The 24,111-nt window shown below is 68.9% G+C and carries 15 protein-coding genes and 4 pseudogenes; 16 read left to right on the top strand and 3 right to left on the bottom strand.

Annotation, left to right across the window (positions count from 1 at the left end; all coding sequences use genetic code 11):
* Positions 1-23: 23 nt before the first annotated feature.
* The 7 genes and pseudogenes from GTY47_RS40255 to GTY47_RS16320 form a co-directional block, all read left to right on the top strand.
* Positions 24-346, top strand: a pseudogene (locus GTY47_RS40255) (transposase); the annotation flags it as partial.
* 252 nt (positions 347-598) lie between these two features.
* On the top strand, positions 599-1,630 hold the full coding sequence (locus tag GTY47_RS16345) for a LacI family DNA-binding transcriptional regulator (RefSeq protein WP_197709814.1): 1,032 nt from the start codon (positions 599-601) through the stop codon (positions 1,628-1,630).
* A gap of 93 nt (positions 1,631-1,723) precedes the next feature.
* Positions 1,724-3,133 carry a sugar ABC transporter substrate-binding protein gene (locus GTY47_RS16340; RefSeq protein ID WP_029180632.1) on the top strand — a complete coding sequence of 470 codons (1,410 nt, stop codon included), beginning with the start codon at positions 1,724-1,726 and terminating at the stop codon, positions 3,131-3,133.
* 46 nt (positions 3,134-3,179) lie between these two features.
* Positions 3,180-4,145: a sugar ABC transporter permease gene (locus GTY47_RS16335; protein ID WP_010032192.1), complete on the top strand. Its 966-nt coding sequence runs from the start codon at positions 3,180-3,182 to the stop codon at positions 4,143-4,145.
* Positions 4,142-5,020, top strand: a complete 879-nt coding sequence (locus tag GTY47_RS16330) for a carbohydrate ABC transporter permease (protein ID WP_010032191.1) — start codon at positions 4,142-4,144, stop codon at positions 5,018-5,020. The genes GTY47_RS16335 and GTY47_RS16330 overlap by 4 nt, the downstream gene beginning before the upstream one ends.
* Positions 5,021-5,068: 48 nt before the next feature.
* Positions 5,069-6,541, top strand: coding sequence for a glycoside hydrolase family 32 protein (locus GTY47_RS16325; RefSeq protein ID WP_010032190.1), 1,473 nt, complete (start codon positions 5,069-5,071; stop codon positions 6,539-6,541).
* A 188-nt stretch (positions 6,542-6,729) separates the two neighbouring features.
* Complete coding sequence (locus GTY47_RS16320) at positions 6,730-8,526, top strand: hypothetical protein (protein ID WP_029180630.1); 1,797 nt, start codon at positions 6,730-6,732, stop codon at positions 8,524-8,526.
* A gap of 515 nt (positions 8,527-9,041) precedes the next feature.
* Here the strand turns inward: GTY47_RS16320 and GTY47_RS16315 are convergent.
* A pseudogene (locus tag GTY47_RS16315) lies at positions 9,042-9,698 on the bottom strand (serine hydrolase domain-containing protein); the annotation flags it as partial.
* Between the two features lie 91 nt (positions 9,699-9,789).
* A pseudogene (locus GTY47_RS16310) lies at positions 9,790-10,365 on the bottom strand (glycosyltransferase family 4 protein); the annotation flags it as partial.
* Between GTY47_RS16310 and GTY47_RS16305 the strand changes: the two are divergent.
* Positions 10,358-10,600, top strand: a pseudogene (locus GTY47_RS16305) (site-specific integrase); the annotation flags it as partial. The pseudogenes GTY47_RS16310 and GTY47_RS16305 overlap by 8 nt on opposite strands.
* Before the next feature lie 65 nt (positions 10,601-10,665).
* On the opposite strand, the gene GTY47_RS16300 reads toward GTY47_RS16305, so the two are convergent.
* Entirely contained in the window at positions 10,666-11,655 is a 990-nt protein-coding gene (locus GTY47_RS16300) for a carbohydrate kinase (RefSeq protein ID WP_010032181.1), read from the bottom strand.
* A 227-nt stretch (positions 11,656-11,882) separates the two neighbouring features.
* Between GTY47_RS16300 and GTY47_RS16295 the strand changes: the two genes are divergently transcribed.
* The 8 genes from GTY47_RS16295 (at position 11,883) to GTY47_RS16260 (ending at position 23,870) form a co-directional block, all read left to right on the top strand.
* Positions 11,883-12,875, top strand: a complete 993-nt coding sequence (locus GTY47_RS16295; RefSeq protein ID WP_050810140.1) for a LacI family DNA-binding transcriptional regulator — start codon at positions 11,883-11,885, stop codon at positions 12,873-12,875.
* 75 nt (positions 12,876-12,950) lie between these two features.
* Entirely contained in the window at positions 12,951-14,633 is a 1,683-nt protein-coding gene (locus tag GTY47_RS16290) for an ABC transporter substrate-binding protein (RefSeq protein ID WP_010032177.1), read from the top strand.
* Between the two features lie 105 nt (positions 14,634-14,738).
* Positions 14,739-15,716, top strand: a complete 978-nt coding sequence (locus GTY47_RS16285) for an ABC transporter permease (protein WP_010032176.1) — start codon at positions 14,739-14,741, stop codon at positions 15,714-15,716.
* Positions 15,717-15,730: 14 nt separating this feature from the next.
* A complete protein-coding gene (locus GTY47_RS16280) occupies positions 15,731-16,657 on the top strand; it encodes an ABC transporter permease (protein ID WP_010032174.1) in 927 nt (308 codons plus the stop codon).
* A gap of 3 nt (positions 16,658-16,660) precedes the next feature.
* Complete coding sequence (locus tag GTY47_RS16275; protein WP_010032172.1) at positions 16,661-17,626, top strand: ABC transporter ATP-binding protein; 966 nt, start codon at positions 16,661-16,663, stop codon at positions 17,624-17,626.
* Positions 17,623-18,663: an ATP-binding cassette domain-containing protein gene (locus GTY47_RS16270; protein WP_010032165.1), complete on the top strand. Its 1,041-nt coding sequence runs from the start codon at positions 17,623-17,625 to the stop codon at positions 18,661-18,663. Before GTY47_RS16275 ends, GTY47_RS16270 begins: the two co-directional genes overlap by 4 nt.
* Entirely contained in the window at positions 18,660-20,204 is a 1,545-nt protein-coding gene (locus GTY47_RS16265; RefSeq protein ID WP_010032163.1) for a glycoside hydrolase family 32 protein, read from the top strand. The genes GTY47_RS16270 and GTY47_RS16265 overlap by 4 nt, the downstream gene beginning before the upstream one ends.
* Before the next feature lie 81 nt (positions 20,205-20,285).
* Positions 20,286-23,870: a glycoside hydrolase family 32 protein gene (locus tag GTY47_RS16260; RefSeq protein WP_010032162.1), complete on the top strand. Its 3,585-nt coding sequence runs from the start codon at positions 20,286-20,288 to the stop codon at positions 23,868-23,870.
* Positions 23,871-24,111: the final 241 nt, after the last annotated feature.

Here is a 24,111-nt window from a genome sequence, read left to right as displayed (position 1 = left end):
GTGTTACGGCCTGATGGCGGCTTACCTGCTGGCGGCCGCTGGCTGAATGGCAGGAGGCCGATGTGTGGGAGGAGCTTCAGCGGGTGCTGCGGGCGGCGGACCGCCTGGACTTCTCCCGCGTCACCGTGGACTCCTCGCATGTGCCGGCCAAGCGGGGGGGGAGCAGCCCAAAAGTCGGTCCGAGTCCGGTTGACCGTGCGCGGCCGGGCTCGAAGCATCATGTGCTGACGATGCCCACGGCACCCCGCTGCGCGTGTCGCACACTGGCGGGCACCGCAACGACATCACCCAGCTTCTGCCGCTGGTCGACGGCCGGCCCCCGGTGCGGGGCAAACGGGGCCGGCCGTCGAGGGAAGGCGAGTAGTGCCGCCGCCAGTCCTCCGCCTCCGGCTCCCGTCCGAGGGTCGGCCGACGGCGCCCCGGGACCGTGGGTACGCACCCCCCCGCGCAAATGCCTGGACATGAGTTTGTAACCAGCCATTGACAGGAGCTTTGGCCGAAGGCACTCTCATGTGCACATGGTTGCCTAACCGGTTAGGCAACCCAGTTTCAACCAGTATGGGCGGGGATGATGGTGCGCCGGATCGGGATCAAGGACGTGGCTGCCGCGGCAGGCGTGTCCAAGGCGACGGTGTCGAACGTCCTCAACCGGGTCGAGGGCAAGCGGATCAGCCAGGAGACCCAGCAGCGCATCTGGCGGGTCGCCGAGGAGCTCGGATACGCGCCGAACAGTCTGGCGCAGGCATTGACGACGCAGCGCTCGCAGACCATCGGCTTCGTCAGCGACGAGATCGCCACCACCCCCCACGCCGGCCGGATGATCCTGGGTGCCCAGGAGGCCGCCGCGGCCCAGGGCCTGGTGCTGCTGCTGGTCAACACGAGCGGCGATGCGGAACTGGAGCGCACCAGCATCGAGATGCTGCTCCAGCGGCAGGTGGACGGCGTGCTGTACGCGGCCATGTACCACCGCATCGTGGAACTGCCCGAGGCGCTGCGCTCGACGCCCACCGCGCTGCTGGACGCGCGCTGCGACGACCCCGCCGTCCCCTTCGTGGTGCCCGACGAGGTCCAGGGCGGTTACACCGCGGTGCGCGAGCTGATCGACCACGGGCACCGCAGGATCGGTGTGACCGTGCAGACCCGCGACCTTCCCGCCCGGGAGGGCCGCTTGGAGGGCTACCGCAAGGCGCTGGCCGAGGCCGGCATCCCCTACGACCCGTCCCTGGTCGCCGCCGAGACGGCGGTGCCGTTCGACACGGTCGGCGGTGATGTGGACTCGGGCTACCGGGCCGCCCGGCGTCTGCTGACGGCGGAGCAGCGCCCGACGGCGTTGTTCTGCTACACCGATCGGATGGCCGCCGGCGCTTACCGGGCTGCCGCCGAGTTGGGACTGTCCATCCCTCACGACCTGTCTGTCGTGGGGTTCGACAACCAGGAGCTGGTCGCCGAGGCCCTCTACCCCCAGCTGACCACGGTCCAGCTCCCGCACTACGAGATGGGGGCGCGGGCCGTCGCACAACTGCTCGCGCTCACCGGAACGCCGGGTTCGCCACCAGGCCCGGTCGCACAGGAAGTGCTGCACTGCCCGCTGGTGGCGCGGGCATCGGTCACTTCGCCGCCCCGGCTCTGAACCCGGGACGGCGAAGCATTCACACAACGACAGGCGACCGTCGCAACCGGTCGTCATCCCTGTCAGTACTTGGAACACAGTGAGGGTACACACATGTCCTCTGGCATTTTCAAGGAGCCGTTCAGCCGCCGTGGCGTGCTGAGAGCCGGCGTCGCCTCCGCCGCGGCAGCGGGCGTGGGCGGGCTGGCCTCCGCCTGTTCCTCCGGCTCGTCGAGCTCTTCCGCCTCGAACGTGCTGAACGTGCTGGTCTTCACCGACCAGGCGTCCGCGGACAAGCTGAGCAAGGTGGCCGCGCCGTTCGAGAAGGCGCACCCCGGCATGAAGGTGAAGTTCACCGGCATCTCGGGCACGGACTGGAACGACTTCTTCAGCAAGCTGCTCACCCAGATCGCCGCCGGCAACGCTCCCGACATCGCCTCCGTCGCCACCGAGGGCCTGCAGCTCTTCGCGGCCAAGGGCCTGGCCGAACCGCTGGACGACTATGTGAAGCGGGACGCGTCCCAGCTCAAGTCGTACTTCGCCGACGTCCACCCGGCGCTGATCGAAGCGATGATGTACCAGGGCCACCTGTACGAACTGCCGACCGATTTCAACGCCGGCAACATGTTCTACAGCACCTCCCTGTTCGATAAGGCGGGGGTGGGGCGCCCGGCCGACGACTGGACCAAGGACGACTTCTACGACATCGCCACCAAGATTGCCCGCAAGGGTGGTTCGGCCGTCCCCTACAACTGGGTGGTGCGGCTGTGGGGCAGTTGGACGTCGTGGATGTACGCCAACGGCGGCAACCTGCTGACGGAGGGCAAGTGGGACGGCGGCGACTGGCTGTGGAACACCTTCTACCCGAACGACCCCGCCGCGGCCGGCCGCAAGGGCGGCTGGCGCTGGGGGGATCCGACCGCCAACTCCGCTCCGGTCGTCGAGTCCCTCGACTACATGATCCAGTTGCAGAAGGAGGGCTTGTCGGCCAAGCCTGACGTCGGTGGCGGCGCCACGCTGCAGGGCCTGTTCGCCAGCAACAAGATCGGCATGTCGGTCGGCGGCGGGTTCTGGGCGGGCGGCCTGCACAACGCCGGCATGAAGACAGGCTCCTTCGACGTGCAGTACTTCCCCAAGTGGCGCAGTCAGCGGCACCTGTTCGGCGCGGGTGGCTACGGCATCCTCAAGTCGTCCAAGAACAAGGATCTCGCCTGGGAGTTCGTGAAGTCCCTGGTGTCCGCGAAGAACCTGGACGTGCTGATGCCGGGCAACACCACCACGTTCCCGCGCAAGTCGATGATGACGGCCGAGAGGTACTCCACCACCGGTCCCAAGAACTGGCACGTCTTCTACGACACCCTCACCAAGTTCCCCGAGACCGCGCCGATCCCGGCCCCGCCGTACTACCAGGCGATGGCCATCGCGTTGAACAAGCGCACCACCGAGGCGATGTCCTCGGGCAAGGCGAAGGCGGCCCTGGACGGTCTGCAGAGCGACCTCGAGACCGCCATGAAGACAGGGTGAGGCGTCGATGTCACAGGCTTCACAGGCTGTACGGAACCGTGGCCGCGTGTCCGCCCCGTCGGGCGCGTGGTCCGGCCGCCCTCCCGAGCAACAGGAAGAGCAGAGCGCGGCGCTGCGTCGCCGCGCGCAGAACCGGCGCGCCCGCCGCGAGACCCTGTTCGGCTACGCCATGGTGGCCTCCGCCCTGGTCGTGGTCGTCGTGTTCACCGTGGCGCCGATCCTCGCCTCGTTCGTCCTGGCCCTCTTCAAGTGGGACGCCATCTCCAGCCCCGAGTTCGTCGGGCTGGACAACTTCGACGCGGTGCTGAGCGACGAGACGGTCACCCACTCGCTGCTGGTGACCTCCGGTCTCGCCGTGATCATTGTGTTCCTCCAGGTCGCCCTCGGCCTGGGACTGGCGCTGCTGGTCGCCCAGCGGGCGTCGAAGATCGTGCAGCACCTCTTCCGCGCGGCGTTCTTCCTGCCGATGCTGGCCTCCGCGGCGTCCATCTCGATCGTGATGGCGTACGTGTTCAACGACCAGTTCGGCGTCATCAACTACTACCTGGACCTGCTTCACCTGCCCGAGGTCTCGTGGCTGAGCTCCACCGGGGGAGCGACGGCCACCATCGTGCTGGTCGCCGTGTGGCAGCAGCTGGGCTTCACCTTCATCCTCTTCGTCGCCGCCCTGGGCTCCGTACCGGGCGACGTCCTGGAGGCCGCGCAGATCGACGGCGCATCGCCCGCCCGCATGTTCTGGCGGATCAAGCTGCCCCTCATCAGCCCCACCGTGCTGTTCGCCTCCACCGTCGGACTGATCAACACGATGCAGCTGTTCGACCAGCCCTACGTGATGACCAAGGGAGGCCCCGGCGAGTCGACCTACACCACCGTGCTGCTCGTGTACCGGACGGCCTTCCAGAACCTCCAGTTCGGCTATGCCTCGGCCATCTCCGTGGTGCTGTTCGCCGTCCTGCTGATCATCACGGCCGTGCAGTTCACGGTGAGTCGAAAGTGGGTGTTCTACTCGTGACCGCCATCCTCGACAAGCAGCCCGCAACCACCGCCCGCGCCCCGCGCCGGCGCCGCCGGGTCCGGATCGGACGCCTGCTGTCGCTCACCGTGCTAACAGTTACGGCCGCGCTGGTGGTGGCACCGCTCGTGTGGGCCCTGGCCACCTCCCTGCGCACCCCGGCCACGTCCTTCGACAATCCGCCGCAGTGGATCCCCACGGATCCGGTCTGGTCGAACTACCAGGCCGTCTTCGACAAGGTCCCCTTCACCGCGTTCTTCCTCAACAGCGTGATCGTCACCGGACTCATCGTGGTCGGCCAGCTCATCACCTCCACGATGAGCGGCTACGCCTTCGCCATGGTCCGCTTCCGCGGCAACAAGGCCCTGTTCGCCGTCATCCTGGCCACCATGATGGTCCCGATCCAGACGACCATCATCCCGGTCTTCCTGATCATCAAGTACCTGGGCCTGACCGACAGCCGCATGGCGCTCGTCCTGCCCGCCGTCGGAGGCGCCTTCGGTACCTTCCTGATGCGGCAGTACTTCCTGCAGATGCCACGCGAACTCGGCGAGGCGGCACGGGTGGACGGAGCCTCCCACTTCCAGGTCTTCGCCCGCATCTACGCCCCCATGGCGCGCGCCCCGATGGCCACCCTGGGAGTGCTCACCTTCTCCGCCTACTGGAACGAATTCTTCCGCCCGCTGATCTTCCTGCAGTCGACCGACAACTTCACCCTGCCCCTGGGCCTGGTGACCCTGCAGGGAAACATGGGCACCGGCAGCATCTCCATCGTGCTCGCCGCAGTGATCATCGCCCTGATCCCCAGCGTGCTGATCTTCCTCGCCGCCCAGCGGTACTTCGTCGAGGGCATCGTGGCCGGCTCCTTCCGCTGAGCCACCCTCACCCCTCCGACGCTCTCCAACACCTCGAAAGGCACGCGTGTGTCCACCGCGCCCTTTGACCGCGACCGGCACCGTCCCGTCGCGCACCTGCGCCCGCCCCACAACTGGATCAACGACCCCAACGGGCTGGTCCACCACGACGGCCACTACCACGTCTGCTACCAGTACAACCCGCACGGAACCGACCACGCCAACATGCACTGGGGCCACTTCCGCAGCCCCGACCTGGTGAGCTGGGAACCCCTGCCGATCGCCCTCACCCCCACCCCCGGGGGCGAGGACGCCGACGGCTGCTTCTCCGGCAACGCCGTCTCCGACGGCGACCGGATCGTCGCCTTCTACTCCGCGCACCGCCAGGAGCGTCCGCAGCACCAGCTGATCACCACCGCCATCTCCCGCGACGGCGGCCTGACCTTCCGCCCCCGCGGTGACCTGCTCATACCCGAGCCGCCCGACGGCACCACCATGTACCGCGACCCCTACGTCTGGCAGGACGGGAACACCTGGCGGATGCTGGTCGGCGCCGCACTCGCCGACGGCCGCGCCGCGGCCCTGCTGTACGACTCACCGGACCTGCAGACCTGGACCTACCGGGGACCCTTCTCCGCCCGTGCACCACAGCCCGTCGGCGACGCCGGACTGCTCACCGGCGAAGGCTGGGAGTGCCCCCAGTACCTCCCGGCGGCCTCCGGGCGAGGCGCCCTCATCCTCTCCGGCTGGTACGAACGCGACGGCCCGCAAGGCGTGCTGGCCCTGATCGGCGAGGACCGCGGCGACGTCTTCGAAGCAGGCCCGCCCCAACTCCTGGACCACGGCCCGGACTTCTACGCCCCCGCTCTACTGCGCGCACCCGGTGGCAGATGGCTGCTGTGGGGCTGGTCGTGGGAAGCCCGCAACAAGGAGTGGTCGGAGGCCGAAGGCTGGGCCGGAACGCTCACGCTCCCCCGAGAGATAGAACTGACCGAGGACGGCCGGATGCACCAGCGGCCCGCCGCGGAACTGCTCGCACTGCGCGGGGAACGTACCGTCCACGCAGCCGGGCTGGCCGCAGGCTCCGCTCCCGTCGACCTGGGCGAAGTCAGCCGCAGCTTCGACCTCACGGCCCGTCTCGAAGCCACCGGCAAGACCGGCCTGCGACTGGTCACCGCTCCAGACGACTCCGAGTACCTCGACATCCTCCTCGACGCCGACGCAGGCCAGTTGGTCGTGATCCGCGACCACGCCTCACTGGACCCGCGCGCCCGCGGCGGCACCTACACGATGCCCTGCCCCAGCGGTCGGCCGGTCGACCTGCGCGTCGTAGTTGACCGTTCCATCGCCGAGATCTTCCTCTCGACCGGCCAGGTACTCACCGTGCGCTTCTACCCCGTGGGCGAAGGCCCCTGGCACCTGCAGGCGCACACCGCGCCCGGCGCACAGCTCAACTACTCGATCGACGCATGGCAGCTCCTGCCGCTCGAGATCAAGGAATACGGCACCGACACGCTCAACGGGAAAGGCCGCGCGGCGTAAACGCCGCCCAACCAGCGTGCGATTACCGCGAATTCCGGCAGAACATCCCGGCCGTGGAGGACGACGACCCCGCGACCCCCAGTTCCGCCAGGCCGCCGCGCTCCTGCCGTTCCCGAATCAACCACTCGACCTGAGATCGCACTCTCCACCCACTTTGTCCCCTCATATCTGAACCAGGAGACAGTCCCATGACCCCTGCTTCGAATTCCTCCTCGCCCGGACGTCCAGCCGTCGCCCGCCGCACCGTTCTCGGTGCGGCAGGTGCCGCGGCCGCCGCCGTGGCAGTCACCCTTCCCGGGCCGGCGTCAGCCGCCCCACAGACCAAGCCGCCGCGGCCCCTGCCCGGCGGCGGTGATCTCGGCCCGAACGTCATCGTCTTCGACCCGTCGACCCCCGGCATCCAGTCCAAACTGGACGAGGTGTTCCACCAGCAGGAGTCGGACGAGTTCGGCACCGGCCGGTACGCGTTCCTGTTCAAGCCCGGCACCTACAACGGGCTCAACGCCCGGATCGGGTTCCACACCTCCATCGCCGGCCTCGGGCTGACTCCCGACGAGACGACCATCAACGGGGACATCACCGTCGACGCCGAATGGAACGGCGGCAAGGCCACGTCGAACTTCTGGCGGTCCGCCGAGAACCTCGCGGTGGTACCGGCCAACGCCACGAACCGTTGGGCCGTCTCCCAGGCGGCGCCCTTCCGGCGCATGCACGTCCGCGGGAACCTCAACCTCGCCCCCACCGGCTACGGCTGGGCCAGCGGCGGCTACATCGCCGACAGCCGCATCGACGGCCACGTCGGACCGTACTCGCAGCAGCAGTGGTACACCCGCGACAGCGTCATCGGCGGCTGGCTCAACGCTGTCTGGAACATGGTGTTCTCCGGCGTCCAGGGCGCGCCCGCGCAGAGCTTCCCCAACCCGCCCTACACCACACTCGACACGACCCCCATCTCACGGGAGAAGCCGTTCCTCTACCTGCGGGGAAGCGAGTACCGGGTCTTCCTGCCCGCGAAGCGCACCTACGCCCGCGGGGTCAGCTGGGGCAACGGCACGCCGCGAGGCACCTCACTGCCCTTGTCGCGGTTCTACGTGGCCAAACCGGGTGTCACGGCGGCCACTCTCAATCGGGCACTCGCCCAGGGACTCCACCTGCTGCTGACCCCTGGGATCTATCACCTCGACGAGACGGTCCGCGTCAGGCGGCCCAACACAGTGGTGCTCGGACTCGGCTACGCCACGCTGATCCCGAACAACGGCGTCACCGCCCTCAAGGTCGCCGACGTCGACGGAGTGCGCCTGGCCGGCTTCCTCATCGATGCCGGACCGGTCAACTCCCGCACCCTGCTCGAAGTCGGCGAACCCGGATGCTCGGCCGGCCACAGCGCCAACCCGATCACCGTGCAGGACGTATTCATCCGCATCGGTGGAACCGGCCCCGGGAAGGCAACCACCAGCATGGTGATCAACAGTCGTCACACCATCATCGACCACACCTGGCTCTGGCGCGCCGACCACGGTGACGGCGTGGGCTGGGAGACCAACCGGGCCGACTACGGCGTCGTCGTGAACGGCGACGACGTCCTCGCCACCGGCCTGTTCGTCGAGCACTTCAACAAGTACGACGTCCAATGGAACGGACAGCGCGGCCGCACCATCTTCTTCCAGAACGAGAAGGCGTACGACGCCCCGAACCAGGCGGCCATCCAGAACGGCTCCGTCAACGGCTACGCGGCCTACAAAGTGGCCGACTCGGTGACGACACACGAGGCATGGGGCCTCGGCAGCTACTGCAACTACAACGTCGACCCGACCATCGTCCAGCACAACGGCTTCGTTGCCCCGAACACACCGGGCGTGAAATTCCACCACCTCCTGGTCGTCTCGCTCGGCGGCAACGGCCAGTACGAGCACGTCATCAACGACACCGGCACCCCGACATCAGGCACATCGACCATCCCGTCCAACGTGGTCTCGTATCCCTGAGCTCACCGCTCATCGACAACCCCGTCGATCGGTCAGCAGATCAACGGATGCCGGCCCGGCCCGTCCAGCCGGGCCGGGAAGTCCGCGTCGGTCACTTCGAACGCGAACCGCGTCCAGTCCGACCTGGCCTCCTTCGGCGCCGGCCTGACCGCGATCTCCTCAGTGCGGCGATGCTCTCTCCCGCGTACGTGGCTCAACCAACCGGTGTGACCAGCATTGAGATCATCGACGCACCAGCTGGCTCCGATTAGGTCATGGAGTTCTCGATGCCCCGTGATCCGATCGCATCCGCACCGAGGGGAACCGCATCCAGCTGCTCCTGAACGGCGCGCGGATCACCGAAGTGACGGAGATGACCTATACGAGTGGACACGTCGACCTCAACGTGTTCGGAGGGGGCGGCGTACCAGGACGCCTTCGCGAAGGAGCTGTGACCGCCAGTCGAGCCGACCTGCGGAGTGATCGTAGAGGATCCACCCCAGGTACCCGGCGGGCGGAGTCTCTGCGCTACCGCTGGTGCCGCGCAGATGCGTGCCCGTGGCGTCGTCGAGTTCGGTGGGTGCACAGCGTGCGGCCGTGTCGGTGGGCAGTGGCCCGAAGCTGGTCTGTGTCATGCCGAGGGGCTGCCACACGCGGCTGGCCGCGAGGGCGTCGAGAGTCTGGCCGGAGACGTGTTCGGCGAGGTAGCCGAGGATGAGGGCTGCGCGGTCGGTGTACTCGACCGCCTGGCCTGGCGGCCGGTGGAGGGCCTCGCGGAGGACGCCGTCGCGGATGTCCTGGGGATCGGTGCCGTACAGGTGCTTCAGGTTGGCCCGGAGTGGGACGCCGGCGGTGTGGGTGAGCAGGTTGCGAGCGGTCACCTGCGCCAGGGGGTGCCCGCTCACCTCGGGCCAGAAATCGCCCAGTGGCGTGTCGAGTTGGAGCTTGCCGTCGTCGACGAGGCAACCGACGGTCGACCATACGGCGAGGATCTTGGTGAGGCTCGCGACGTCGAAGACGGTGTCGTGCCGCATGGGGTCGCTGGGCAGTTCGGGATCCAGGACGCCCGCGGTCCCGCTGGCAGTGGTTCCGAGGCTGTCGCCGATGGCCCAGACGGCGCCGGGGTAGATCTTGTCGCGGACGCCGTCGTGGAGGAGCTGGTGGATGCGGTCGGTGTCGAGGTCGAGCGCCATGGTCTCCCGATCGATCGTGGGCCGTGCCGTGTGGTGTCCCGGCGCTCAGCGTAGTGACGAGCCGGGTGCAGACCCGTTACGGCGTGGGTGGTCAGGCGAGCTGTTCGCCGAGGTCGTTCAGGGCCGCTGCCGTGGCGGTGAGGGGGTAGTGGGCGGCGTTGGTGCGGCCTGCTGCCTGGAGGGCGGGCAGGAGGCCGGAGGTACTGCGGAGCCGGTTGAGGTCCTGGGCGAGCGCGGCCGGGTTGGTGAAGTCGGTGGCCAGGCCCGTTGAGGCGAGTGTGTCGCTCAGGCCGGGGACGGGCTGGTAGATGACCGGCAGTCCGCAGGCTTGGGCTTCAAGCGCGACCAGGCCCATGGCTTCGAGGGTGGTCGAGGGCATGACGAGGGCGTCATGATCGGCGAAGGCTTTCCACAGCTGTGGACGGCTGAGCCAGCCGAGGTAGCGGACGTGGACCTTGAGGAGGCGCAGGAGCGGAGTCAGGCCGTGGAACTGGTGGCGAGGTGCTGCGATGCTCAGTTCGACGGCCTGGGCGACGGACATCGCGCGCAGAAGGGACTCGATGCCCTTCTCTGCGGTAAGGCGCCCGGCGTAGAGCAGCCGGAGGTGTCCGGCCGACCGGCGAGCGGGGCGCGGTGGTGGGGCGGTGAGCAGGTGGTCGGGGATGCCGGACAACTTCCGCTTCAACGACCTCCGCCACACCGGCAACACCCTGGCGGCTGACACCGGCGCCAAGCTGAAGGACCTCATGGTCCGCGCCGGCCAGTCCTCGGAGCGGGCCCAGCTGATCTACCAGCACTCGACGGCGAAGCACCAGCGGAAGCTGGCCCAGGGCATCGACGCCGAGGTACGGCAGCAGCTGCGTGAATCGGCCGACGAGCGGCGGCGAACCATGGATGCATGAGGAAGCCCCGTCGGGATTCGGTGCCCGTTCCCGCAGTCATCGCTGCCGGAACGGGCACTTCGTGTTCAGGCATGCGGCAGGAGCTGTTCGATGCCGGTCCCCGGTCCCGATTCGCCCGCCCGGGGCGGGTTGGCACCGGCGATGGAACAGGTCAGGGCAGCGACGCGGGCGGCGAACGAGCAGGAGTCGGCGACCTCGTCGAGGCTCAGCCGGTCGAGTCGGCCGCCGAGGTGTCCGAGGACGGCGAGGCAGTGCAGCAGGCCCGCGGTGAAGGAGTCCCCGGCGCCTACGGTGTCGACGACGTCGACGGCCGGGGTGGGGACGGTGACACGGCGGCCGTCGAGGGAGGCGAGGGCGCCGCGTGAGCCGAGGGTGATGACCACTAGGCGGACGCCGGCGGCGTGCCAGGTGTCGCAAGCCTCTTCGGGGCCGGCGCCGGGCAGGAGCAGCGCCAGGTCATCCTCGCTGAGGCGGAGGATGTCGGTGAGGGCACACCACCGGGGGAGCCGTTCGCGGTAGGCGGAGGGCGGTACGAGCAGGGGGCGGACGTTGGGGTCGATGGATACGGTGACGTGCTCGCGTGCCCGGGCGAGGTGGTCCTCGATGTGGCTGCCGCCGGGCTGGCGTATCAGTGCCAGGGACCCGGTGTGCAGACAGACGGTGCCCTCATACGCGGTGCCGGCGAGTTCGTCGGCCGTCCACTGCCAGTCGGCGGCGCTGTCGGCGTAGAAGGTGTAGGTGGCCTGGCCGGTCGCGTCGAGGTCGGCGACGGCCAGGGTGCTGGGCTCGGGGGCTGTCACGCTGCCGGTCAGGTCGACGCCGGAGTCGCTGAGGCGGGCCCGGAAGAGGGTGCCGAAGACGTCGTTGGAGAACCGTCCGAGGAAGCGGGTGGGAGTGCCGAGCCGGGCGAGGGCCACGGCGGTGTTGGCGGGACCGCCACCGGGCAGGGCCCGCAGCGCCAGTTCGTCGGGGCCCGATCTGGCCGGGTCGGTGAAGACGTCGGCGACGCACTCGCCGAGGACGGTGACGCTGTTGGGGGCCTGGGCTCGGGCCATGGTGACTGTCTGCCTCTCTCAGGAAGAGCGCGGGTAGCGAAGGGCGCCGGGCGAGTGGCCTGATGCAGCCCGTGCGCAGGTATTGACATGCCGCTCAAGACGGACGTAATTTCCGTGCCACATGGAAGTAACGCGCGTTATTAAAGCGCGAAACCGGAGGCGATGTCGCGCCTCCGGACGGCCGAAGGGGACTGGAAGTGGCCACGAACAAGTCGCATCGCGTGACCATGAGCGATGTGGCGCGCCGCGCGGGTGTCTCGCGGACCACGGTCTCCTTCGTTCTCAACGACAAGCCCGGCGCCGCCATCCCCGACGAGACCCGTCGGCGGATCCTGGAGGCGATCGACGAGCTGGGCTACCGGCCCAACGCCGGGGCGCGGGCGCTGGCCGCGAACCGCAGTGGGTGGTTCGGGCTGATCACCGAGATCGTGACCGGCCCCTTCGCCGCCGAGGTGATCACGGGTGCGCAGAGCCGCGCCTGGGGTGATCGGAGGTTCCTGCTGATCGCGGCGAGCGAGGGTGACCCCGCGCAGGAGGCCGCCGCGCTCGATCAGATGCTGGAGCACCGGGTGGAAGGGCTCCTGTACGCCACGACCTGGCACCGGGCCGTCAGCCTGCCGAAGGCGGCCCGTGAGGTGCCGACGGTTCTCGTCAACTGCTACGACGCGGAAGGGGAGCTGCCGTGCATCCTGCCCGACGAGGCGTCGGGCGGTTACAAGGCGACCCGCCGGCTCCTGGATGCCGGGCACACCCGCATCGGGTTCATCAACCTCGACCCGGAGATCCCGGCCGCCATCGGCAGGCGCGAGGGGTACGAGCGTGCCCTGCGCGAGGCCGGGATCACCCCCGACCCCTCTCTCGTCATCCCCGGCTTCGCCACTGCCGACGGCGCCTACACCGCCGCCTGCGAACTGCTGGACCGCCCGGCCGGCGACCGGCCGACCGCGCTGTTCTGCGGCAACGACCGAATGGCGATGGGCGCCTATGACGCGATCAAGGAACGTGGCCTGCGCATCCCGCACGACGTGGCCGTGGTGGGGTTCGACAACCAGGAACTCATCGCCGCCTACCTGCGGCCGAAGCTGACGACGCTCGCCTTGCCCTTCGAGGCCATGGGCACCAAGGGCGTCGACATGCTCGCCGCTCTCGCAGCGGGGCAGCCGCTCGACACCCACCGGGTGACGATCGACTGCCCGCTGCTCGAACGCTCGTCGGTCTGACCGCGAATCAGTCCGCCGAGGAATCCCATCCCCGTCTTCGTCCTGTGTGTTGAAGAGAGGAAAAGAGTCTTCATTATGGCACCCTCCCGCATACCTTCACGGCGGCTGCGCCCTGTCCTGAGAGCGGCCACCGCGACCGCCGCCGCAGCCCTGGTCCTGTCCGCCTGCACAGGTGGCTCGGGCGCCGCCGGCGCCGGTGACACCTCCGGCAACCAGCTGCTCACCATCCCGCGCGAGGACCTGGCGACGTTCACGCGCAACTTCAACCCGCTCTCCCCGCAGGCCGCCCCCATGACCAAGGAGGCCGTCTACGAGCCGCTGGTCGTGCACAGCATGGCGGACGCCAAGGACACGCCGTGGCTGGCCACCAAGTGGGAGGAGGCGAAGGACGGCAAGTCCCTCACCTTCACGCTCCGCGAGGGCGTCAAGTGGTCGGATGGCAAGCCGCTCGTCGCCGACGACGTCGTCTACACCTTCGAGCTGCGCAAGAAGGTGCTCGGCGGCCTGGAGTACCTCGACAAGGTCACCGCGGTCGACGAGCACACGGTGATGTTCTCCTTCAACAAGCCCTTCTCGCCCGGCTTCTGGGAGATCGCCGGTCAGCAGATCATGCCGAAGCACATCTGGTCCAAGGTCAAGGACCCGGCGAAGTTCACCAACCCGAACCCGGTCGGCACCGGCCCGTACACCAAGATCGAGAAGTTCCAGGCACAGTCGTACGAGCTGCGCAAGAACCCCGACTACTGGCAGCCCGCCAAGCAGCAGATTGCCGGCATCCGGATGCTCGCTTTCTCTGGCAATGACAGCGCCAACCTCGCCTTCACCAACGGCGAGGTCGACTGGACGCAGTCGTTCATCCCGGACATCGAGAAGTCCTTCGTCGCCAAGGACAAGGAGCACAACCACTACTGGTTCCCGCCGGCCGGCGCGATGATCAACTGGCAGCTGAACACCACGAAGGCGCCCTACAACGACCCGGCCGTGCGCAAGGCGCTCAGCATGGCCGTCGACCGCGACCAGATCACCAAGGTCGCGATGAACGGTTATGCCGAACCCGCCGACTGCACGGGCCTGGCCCGCACGTACGACAAGTGGCGCGACAAGGACCTCGCCGCCTCCTGCACCTGGACGAAGTACGACACCGACGCGGCGGCCAAGGCCCTTGACGCGGCCGGCTACAAGGAGAGCGGCGGCAAGCGGAAGCTGAAGAACGGCAAGGACTTCACGCTCGACATCTCCGTCGGCTCCGCATCCTCCGACTGGATCTCGGCCGCGAACATCATCAAGCAGAACCTCGCGAAGGTCGGCATCACCGCCACCGTGAAGACGCCCGACTGGGCGGCCGTGGTGAGCTCGTACGAGCAGGGCACCTTCGACACCGGCATCGTGTGGAGCAACAACGGTGCCACCCCGTACGAGTACTTCCGTGACGTGATGTCGAGCGGGATGCTCAAGCCCGTCGGAGAGAAGGCCACGCAGAACTACCACCGGTTCGCCGACAAGAAGGCCGACAAGCTCATCGACGCCTTCGCCGCCGCCACGGACGAGAGCGCGCAGCGCGAGCAGGTCGACGCCCTGCAGAAGCTGTACAACGAGGACGCCCCCGCGGTGCCCCTGTTCACCGGACCCGAGTTCGGCGCGTACACCGACAAGCGCTTCACCGGCTGGCCGTCGGAGGACAACCCGTACGCCACTCTCGGCAACCGCAACGCCAGCACGATCCTCGTGCTCACCTCGCTGAAGCCCGTCAAGAGCTGACGCGGGTCCGCGCGGACCGGCGGCCGTCCTCCTCCCCGACTCGGACGGCCGCCCCCCCCGCGCACCGCATCCCCGTTCACCCCCCATCGACAGGGAGCACGAGCAGTGCGTCTCATCCTGCGCAACTTGGGGTTCTATCTGCTCGCCTTCTGGGCGTCCATCACCATCAACTTCCTGCTTCCGCGCTTCATGCCGGGCGACCCGGTCTCCCGGATGTTCGCGCAGCAGGCAGGTGGGATGCAGCCCGAGCAGATAGCCCAGCTGCGGAAACTCTTCGGCCTCGACGACCGCCCCCTGTGGGAGCAATACATCTCCTACGTCAAGAGCGTCTTCACCGGCGACCTCGGCATCTCCATCTCCCGCTTCCCGACCCCGGTCTCCGAGGTGATCGGCTCGCAGATCGGCTGGACGCTGCTGCTCGGCGGTACCGCCCTCGTCGTCGCGGCCGTCGTCGGCAACCTGCTCGGCGTCCTCGCCGCCTGGCGGCGGGGCGGCTTCCTCGACTCCGCCTTCCCGCCCCTGCTGATCTTCGTCGGCTCGTTCCCGTACTTCTGGCTGGCGATGGGCGCGCTGTACCTGTTCGGGGTGACGCTCGGCTGGTTCCCGCTGCGGCACGCGTACGACGCGGGTCTGACCCCCGGCCTCAACGCCGAGTTCATCTCGAACGCCGGCACCCACCTGGTACTCCCGGCGCTCACCGTCGTGGCCGTCACCGTCGGCAGCTGGATGCTCGGCATGCGCAACACCATGATCGCCACGGCGGCCGAGGACTACATCACCATGGCCGAGGCAAAGGGCCTGAGCCCTTCACGCATCATGTTCCGCTACGCCGCCCGCAACGCACTGCTTCCCTCCGTCACCAACTTCGGCATGGGTCTCGGCTTCGTTGTCGGCGGCGCCCTGCTCACCGAGGTCGTGTTCGCCTACCCCGGCATCGGCTTCCAGCTCCTCGCAGCCGTGCAGGGCCTCGACTACCCGCTGATGCAGGGCATCTTCCTCACCATCACGGCAGCCGTGCTCCTGGCGAACTTCCTGGTCGACATCGTCTACGTCCGCCTCGACCCGCGCGTGCGCGTCCGCTGAAGGGAGCCTCAGAAATGACCGCCGTAGACATCGCGGGCGAGACCCCGGCCACGGCCCCGTCAGCACGCCCCGTACGGGAGTCGGGCCGGCGCCACGGGCTGGCACGCCAACTCCTCGGCAATAAAAAGGCACTGTCAGGGCTGTGCCTGCTCGCCGTCTTCGCGACTCTGGCGCTACTCGCGCCCGTCCTCGCCCCCGGCGACCCGTCCTTGATCAACTCCACCGGCAGCCAGCCCCCTTCGGGAGCGCACTGGCTCGGTACGACCACCAAGGGGCAGGACGTCCTCGCCCTCACCCTGTGGGGCTCCCGCTCCTCGATGTTCGTCGGGTTCACCGTCGGACTCGCGGCGACCGGCGTCGCCATCCTGGTGGGCCTCGCGTCCGCGTACTTCGGCAGGCTGGTGGACGACGCGCTGACCCTCATGACCAACGTCTTCCTGCTGCTGCCCGGCCTGCCACTGCTGGTCATCCTCGCGGCGTTCCTGCCCCCGGGAACTTCCACGGTCGTCCTGGTCCTGGTGGTCACCGGCTGGGCGGGCTCCGCCCGGGTGCTGCGCGCCCAGGCCAGGTCGATCCGCGGCAAGGACTTCGTGGCCGCGGCCGTCGTCACCGGGGAGCGACCGCTGCGGATCATGTTCCGGGAGATCCTGCCCAACATGGCGTCCGTGGTGATGACCACGCTGCTGGGCTGTGTTGTCTTCGGCATCACGTCCCAGGCGGCACTGGAGTTCCTCGGCCTCGGCGACAGCAGCGTCGTCAGCTGGGGCACCAACTTGTACTGGGCCAGCAGCGACGGCGCCCTGATGACCGGCACGTGGTGGGTCTTCGTCCCCTCCGGACTGTGCATCGCGCTCGTCGCCTTCGGGCTCGCGCTGGTCAACTACGCGGTCGACGAGATCACCAACCCGAGGCTGCGCTCCGTGAAGAAGAGGAGGGGCTGAGCCATGGACCCCGTACTTGAGGTGCGTGACCTCCGGGTCGAGTACCGCGGCGACGGCCGTACGGTCGTGGGAGCGGACAACGTGTCGTTCGAGATCGGCGCGGGTGAGATCTTCGGCCTCGCCGGAGAGTCCGGCTGCGGCAAGTCGACCATCGCCAACGCGGTGATGCGGCTGCTGAAGCCACCGGCGGAGATCACCGCGGGCAGCATCCGCTTCCAGGGCGGGGACGTCCTCGCCCTGGACGCACGCGAGCTGCGTGCCTTCCGGTGGCGGCAGATCGCCATGGTCTTCCAGTCGGCGATGAACTCCCTCAACCCCGTCCTCACCATTGGCGAGCAGATCGTCGACATCTTCACCACCCACGAGCGGATGAAGAAGCGGGCCGCGCGGGAGCGGGCCGGCGAGCTGCTTCAGCTGGTGGGCATCGACCCCGACCGGCTGAAGGCATACCCGCACCAGCTCTCCGGCGGTATGCGCCAGCGCGTGGTCATCGCCATGGCCGTCGCACTGCGCCCCCGGCTGCTGATCATGGACGAGCCGACCACCGCGCTCGACGTAGTCGTGCAGCAGGAGATCATGGCGCAGATCCGCGACCTCCAGCGGGAACTCGGCTTCTCCATCCTCTTCATCACCCACGACATGTCCCTGATGGTCGAGCTGTCGGACCGCATGGGCGTGATGTACGGCGGACGGATCGTCGAACTCGCCGACGCCAAGGACCTGTTCAGCAAGCCGCTGCACCCGTACACCGAGGCGCTGATGAACGCCTTCCCACCGCTGACCGGCCCGCGCCGCGAACTCACCGGCCTCTTCGATGCCCCGCGCACCGCCGACAGCTGCGGCTTCCACGCCCGCTGCCCCGAGGACCGCTCGGACTGCTCCATGAACATCCCCGACCTGCGCGAGGTCGCGCCCGGCCGCTGGGTGGCCCGCAGCGAGGCCCGCAGTCCGGAAGGAGCCTCCCGATGACCGAACCCCTGCTGTCCGTACGCGGCCTGACCAAGGACTTCCAGGTCGGCACCGTCTTCTCCCGACGCCGCGTCCGGGCCGTCAACGACGTGTCCTTCGACCTCCCGGCCGGCCGGATCACCGCCCTGGTCGGCGAGTCCGGCAGCGGCAAGTCCACCATCGCCCGCTGCCTCGCCCGCCTCGAACAGCCCACCTCCGGACAGGTGCTGCTCGACGGCGAGGACGTCCTGCGCCGCGAGCGGCGCCGGGCGTCACGGGCGTACCGCCGCAAGGTCCAGATGGTGTTCCAGGACCCCTTCGGCTCGCTCAACCCCGTCCACCGCATCGAGCACTTCCTCACCCGGGCTCTGGTCCTGCACGGCCATCAGGCCACCCCCGAGGCGCTGCGCGAGCTGATGACGACGGTCGGCCTGACCGAGGACATGCTCCAGTCCTACCCGCACGAACTCTCCGGCGGTCAGCGCCAGCGAGTCGCCATCGCCCGCGCCCTCGCCGTCGAGCCCCGGCTGATCCTCGCCGACGAACCGACCTCGATGCTGGACGTCTCCCTGCGCGTCGGCGTGCTCAACCTGATGCGGCGCCTGCGCGATGAGCGGAACATCGCCATGCTCTACATCACGCACGACCTGGGCTCCGCGCGCTACCTCGCGGACACCACGATGGTCATGTTCGCCGGCGAACTCGTCGAGGGCGGCGACGCCCTGGCCGTCATGGACGCCCCCGCCCACCCCTACACCCGACTGCTGCTGTCCGCCGTTCCCGACCCGGAGCGGGCCGGGAGCTACGACCCCGTCGAGCGCGCCCGGCTGCGCGAAGAGATCCTCAACCCCACGTCCTGCCCGTACGACGACGGCACGTGCAGCCGCATCGAACCCGTCCGCCACATCGTCGGCGAAGACGACGGACAACCGCACTGGGTGCGTTGCCACCTACGCGCGCCCGCCTCCGACATCGCCCGCCGCGTCCTCAAGGCCACCGACCGGCCCGACGGCGAGGCCACCGACGACACCGAGAAAGCGGAGACCACCGCCGCATGACCCACGACCTCACCCTCCCCTCCGGCACTCCCATCGCCGAGGGGCTGGCCGAGCGCGCCCTGCGCGACCCCCACCGCCCCCGATTCCACTTCACCTCGCCCGGTGGCTGGCTCAACGACCCCAACGGGCTGTCCCAGTGGGACGGCGTATACCACCTCTTCTACCAGTACAACCCGCTCGCGCCCGCCCACCACCGCATCCACTGGGGCCACGCCACCAGCACCGACCTCGTCCACTGGACCGATGAACCGGTCGCCCTCGTCCCCGGCACCGACGGCCCCGACCGCGACGGCTGCTGGTCCGGAGTCCTCGTCGACGACGGCGGAGTGCCCACTCTCGTCTACTCCGGCCGCCACGGGGAACATGAACTCCCTTGCCTGGCAAGGGGATCCGCAGACCTGAAGTATTGGACCAAGGACCGGGCCAACCCGGTCATCACCGCTCCGCCCGAGGGCGTGGACATCACCGCATTCCGCGACCACTGTGTCTGGCGGGAGGGCTCGGGTGAAGACGTGGTGTGGCGGCAGCTGGTGGGCTCGGGCATCCGGGGCGCTGGCGGAACGGCCTTCCTGTACGAGTCGGACGACCTGCGCACCTGGCGGTACGTCGGCCCCCTGCTGACCGGCGACGCCTCGCAGAACCGGGGCGAGCTCGACTGGACCGGCACGATGTGGGAGTGCGTCGACCTCTTCCGGCTCGGCGAGGACGGGGAGGCCAGCGGCACCGATGTGCTGGTCTTCTCCGCCTGGGACGAGGGCACCACCCATCACCCCCTGTACTGGACCGGCCGCTACGAGGGCGACACCTTCACCCCGACCGCCCTCCACCGTCTCGACTACGGCGGACGCTACTTCTACGCCCCCCAGTCCACCCGCGACGACCTCGGCCGCCGCATCATGTTCGGCTGGCTCCAGGAGGGCCGAACCGACGAGGCGAACGCCCAGGCCGGCTGGTGCGGCGTGATGTCCCTGCCCAGGGCCGTCACGCTCGACGCGAACGGCAACCTGATCCAAGCGCCGGTTCCGGAATTGGGCCTGCTGAGGAAGGACCACTTGCAGGTGGCGGCGGGCCCGCTGACCTCTCCCTACACCCAGCTGCACCGCGTGCGCGGAGACCAACTCGACATCGAGACCACCCTGCGCCTCGCCCCGGGAGCCACCGCCCGCCTCGTGGTCCGCGAAACACCGGACGGCGCCGAGCGCACGGTCGTGGAGGTGAGCAGGGCGCACGACGGAACGGTCGGCACCCTGCGCCTGCACCGCGAGAACAGCAGCCTCGACCCGACCGTCGACACCGAACCCCGGTACGGCGGCCTGCCGTTGGGCGACGACGGCCGCGTGGACCTGCGCGTCCTCATCGACCACTCCGCCCTGGAGGTCTTCGCCAACGGTCGCCCTCTCACCGCCCGCCTCTACCCCACCCGCCCCGACGAGGCCGTCGGCGTCGGCATCGGTGCCGACGGCGACGTGACCCTGGAGCGGTTCGACGCCTGGCAGATGGCGTCGGCCTTCCCCGACGGACCCCGGCCGCTGTGGCCGTGACGGTCTTACATCCGGCTTCGGCCCGGGGGGTGGACGTCCCCCCGGGCCGTGGCCCACCCTTCACTTCTTCGAGGAGCCGCCATGAGCGTGTCCCGTCGTACCCTCCTGCTCGCCGGAGGAATCACCTTGCTGCCCCTCGCCGGCGGTGTCCCGTCAGTGCAGGCCGCCCCACGCACCAGCGGGGCAGCCTCCACCCTTCTCGAGAACACCTCCGCCCAGACCTCCATCCCCGACCCCCTCCCCGTCACTGGCACGTGGAACCGCACCGCTGACGGCGGCTGGAAGACCACCAGCACCACAGGCGAAGGTGCCCTCGCCCTCTCCGAGCAGCAGCTCGCCGCCAAGGGGGCCTACGCCGCCCAGGTGACCCCCACATCCCGCCGCGCTGTGGGCGCGCTGGTCTTCCGCGCCGCCGTGGACGGCTCCACCGGATACGCAGCAGCCGTGGACCCTGATCGGGAACGCGTACGACTCTTGGATCTGGCCGACGGCCACACCATCGCCACCTCGCAGCTGGCAGGGGCACGGACCGGAGCCTCGTACGACCTCGAAGTCACCGTCGACGGGGCCGACTTGACGATCCTCGTCGACGGCAAGAGATGCATCCATGTCGAGGACCATCGCTACGACTCCGGCGCTGTGGGCCTGCTCGCCCGCACCGGCACCGTCGTCTTTGGCCCGCCCGCCCTGTCCGAGGTCACCACCAATCTGACCGGCTGGACCACCGGCGGTGGCACATGGACGGCGACACCGCTCGGTTGGCGGGCCGAAGCTCCCGAGGGTGGCACCGCCCGTGCCATCGCCGCGACCCAGGCGTACGACACCGCGTTCCAGACCGACCTCATGCTCCACGACGCGTCAGCCGTCGCGACCCTGCTCGTGCGCGCCAACGCCAGCGGCACTCGCGGCTACGGCGTCCAGGTCGACCCCGGACAGGGGCGGCTGAGGCTCTTCCACATCGACGGAAACGTCACCCTCGGCACGTACAACACCACCATCAAGGCGGGATCCGTCTACCGGCTGCGCATCGAGGCCGAAGGCCGCGAACTGCGCGTGCACTGGCAGACGAACTTCCTCTCACCCGACGGCTACGCCCCCGCCATCACGGCCCGCGACTCCGCACACACATCCGGCCGGCTCGGCGTCCTCGTCTCCGACGGCGCAGCATCCTTCGACAACATCGCCGCCGCCGACCTCGCCACCGACATCCAGGGGTGGACGACCAGATCCGGCACCTGGACCCCGGACCTACGCGGCATCCGAGGCGACAGCGGTCTGCGCACAGCCCCCTTCGCGCACGGCGACGCGATAGTGCGCGCCGACATCACGCCGAGCGGCCCCTCGGCCTCCGCCGGCCTGCTCCTGCGCGCCTCCGCGAACGGCTCCGGCGGCTACGAAGCACGCCTCGACACCACCCGCAGCACCGTCAGCCTGATCGACCGGACCTCCGGCGCCCGCATCACCACGGTCGCCGCACCGGTCCGCCGTATCACCGCGGGCCGCACCTACCGGGTGGAGGTCCGCGCCACCGGCAGGACCATCGAGGTGTACGTGGACGGCGTACGGGCGCTCAAGACCCGCGTGTCCCACACCAAGGGCGACGCGGTCGGCATCGCGGCCGCCCACGGCACGTCGTACTTCCAAAACGTCCAGGCCAGGAGCACGGCCGACTACTTCACCGAGCCGTACCGCCCCACCTACCACTACTCACAGCTCAGCGGCCGCACCAGCGACCCCTGCGGCCTGCTGTACCACGACGGCGAGTACCACCTCTTCCACCAGGACGAGGGCCGCTGGGCGCACGCGGTCAGCACCGACCTGATCCACTGGCAGCCTCTGCCGATCGCCCTGCCCTGGAACGAGTACGGCCACTGCTGGACCGGCTGCGCGGTCGTGGACGCCGATGACACCTCCGGCCTCTTCGACGGCAGATCGGGCCTGATCGCGTACTACACCAGCTACCACCCCGACAAGCCGGGCGGAAACGCCAGCGTGCGCATCGCGTACAGCCAGGACAAGGGCCGCTCATGGCACCTGCACGGCGAGTCGGCCCCGGCTGTACAGAACCCAGGCGGCCCCGACGCCGGCTGGACCTTCCGCGACCCGAAGGTGATCCGCGACGAGGCGCACGACCAGTGGCTGATGGTGGTCTCCGGCGGCGACCACATCCGCTTCTTCACCTCCACCGACCTCCTCACCTGGACCCACGTCAGCTCCTTCGGCTACGGCGACTGGGTCACACCGGGCGTCTGGGAGTGCCCCGACTTCTTCCCCCTCCCGGTCGACGGCGACGAGAACGAGGTGAAGTGGGTCCTCACCCTGAGCACAGGCGCCGTACGCGCCACGAACGGCTCGGCCGCCCAGTACTTCACCGGCGACTGGAACGGCACCGCCTTCACCCCCGACCAGAAGGCCGGCACAGTCCTGCGCGCCGACTCCGGCCGCGACTACTACGCCGCCATGTCCTTCTACGGCCTGCCCGACGACCGGCGCGTCTGGCTCGGCTGGATGAGCAACTGGGACTACCCCTTCAGCGCCCCCACTGGTTCCTGGAACGGCCAGCTCAGCATCCCCCGCGAACTGACCCTCACAGACACCGCCGACGGCGTACGGCTGGCGCAGCGCCCGATCTCGGAGCTGACCACCCTGCGCACATCCACCACCACCCGCAACGACCTCTCCGTCGGCCCCGTGTCCGCGAACCCGCTCGCGGGCGTCACGGGCATCGCCTACGAGATCGAGGCCGAGATCACCCTCGGCACCGCCACGGAGATCGGATTCCTGCTCCGCGCCGACGACGACCAGCACACGACGGTCGGATACAACGCCGCCACGAACGAACTGTTCGTGGATCGGTCGGCAGCCGGCCTGAGCGACTTCACGCAGTACTTCGCGGGCCGTACGACCGCGCCGATGACAGCGGCCGACGGACGCGTGACTCTGCGTGTGTACGTGGACTCGTCGTCGGTCGAGGCATTCGGCGCGGACGGGCAGGCTGCCGTGACAAGTCTGATCTTCCCGGCCCCCGAGTCTGATGGCATGGCCTTCTACGCCAAGGGCGGCACCGCCCACATCGAGTCGCTCAAGGTGCACCGGCTGGACAGCACCTACCGCCTGGTGGACCGGGTGAAGCCACCGGTAGCTACCCCGACCGGCGGTGAATTCCGCTCTGACCTCGGCAAGTTGACGATCACCCCGGCCGGCCAGTGGTCGACGGACAGCGCGGGCCACGCCGGAAACTTCGACAAGGACTCCAACGCAATATCGGCACGGACGCTGACGGACGTCGACTTCACCACCTTGGTCCGCCTTGGCGGCCCCGACCCGGACACCGGCGGCGCCCTCTCCCTCCTCTGGCGCGCCTCCTCCGACGGCGCCGACGCTTACTGCCTCAACATCGACCCCGACCTACGAGTGATCCGTCTGGTCGCCAAGACCGACGGCTACTTCGACGACGCCAAAGCCCTCGCCCGCGTCCCGTCCCTGGTCCGCCGCCGCACGACCTACCCCGTCCGCATCCTGGCCGAGGGCGACCGCATCCAGGTGTTCCTCAACGGCACCCGGATCATCGACGTGACGGACACGACCTACAGCGACGGACACATCGGCCTCAACGTGTTCGGGGGAAGAGCGGCGTACCAGGACACGTACGCGAAGGAGCTGTGACCGTCGGCCCGGCCGACGGGCCACCATGATGCAGAGGCTCCGGCCCCGGCGAGGGCGGAGCCTCTGGCCTGTCAAGCCCAGCGAACTGCGGCTTTGCGAGGGCGACTTCGCACCCACCGCAGCAACTAGTGACGCAGGTCACAAGAAAAGCGTCTCACTATTTGGGACGCGCGGCTGTCGAGCCGTTCGAAGCGGCAGCTGAACGGCCCTGGGTGGGTCCTTTGGTCTCGACTTAGGGCAC

It is taken from the genome of Streptomyces sp. SID5464 (assembly GCF_009862985.1).
GTDB classification, from domain to species: domain Bacteria; phylum Actinomycetota; class Actinomycetes; order Streptomycetales; family Streptomycetaceae; genus Streptomyces; species Streptomyces chartreusis_D.
The sequence above is the reverse complement of the archived record's forward strand: the minus strand, read 5'-3'. Positions and strand labels throughout refer to the sequence as shown.

Coding starts and splice junctions, on each gene's coding strand:
- GTY47_RS16295 (WP_050810140.1), top strand. CDS start 11,883: ATGAGCGATGTGGCGCGCCGCGCGGGTGTCTCGCGGACCACGGTCTCC.
- GTY47_RS16270 (WP_010032165.1), top strand. CDS start 17,623: ATGACCGAACCCCTGCTGTCCGTACGCGGCCTGACCAAGGACTTCCAG.
- GTY47_RS16320 (WP_029180630.1), top strand. CDS start 6,730: ATGACCCCTGCTTCGAATTCCTCCTCGCCCGGACGTCCAGCCGTCGCC.
- GTY47_RS16275 (WP_010032172.1), top strand. CDS start 16,661: ATGGACCCCGTACTTGAGGTGCGTGACCTCCGGGTCGAGTACCGCGGC.
- GTY47_RS16300 (WP_010032181.1), bottom strand. CDS start 11,655: ATGGCCCGAGCCCAGGCCCCCAACAGCGTCACCGTCCTCGGCGAGTGC.
- GTY47_RS16265 (WP_010032163.1), top strand. CDS start 18,660: ATGACCCACGACCTCACCCTCCCCTCCGGCACTCCCATCGCCGAGGGG.
- GTY47_RS16290 (WP_010032177.1), top strand. CDS start 12,951: ATGGCACCCTCCCGCATACCTTCACGGCGGCTGCGCCCTGTCCTGAGA.
- GTY47_RS16260 (WP_010032162.1), top strand. CDS start 20,286: ATGAGCGTGTCCCGTCGTACCCTCCTGCTCGCCGGAGGAATCACCTTG.
- GTY47_RS16280 (WP_010032174.1), top strand. CDS start 15,731: ATGACCGCCGTAGACATCGCGGGCGAGACCCCGGCCACGGCCCCGTCA.
- GTY47_RS16340 (WP_029180632.1), top strand. CDS start 1,724: ATGTCCTCTGGCATTTTCAAGGAGCCGTTCAGCCGCCGTGGCGTGCTG.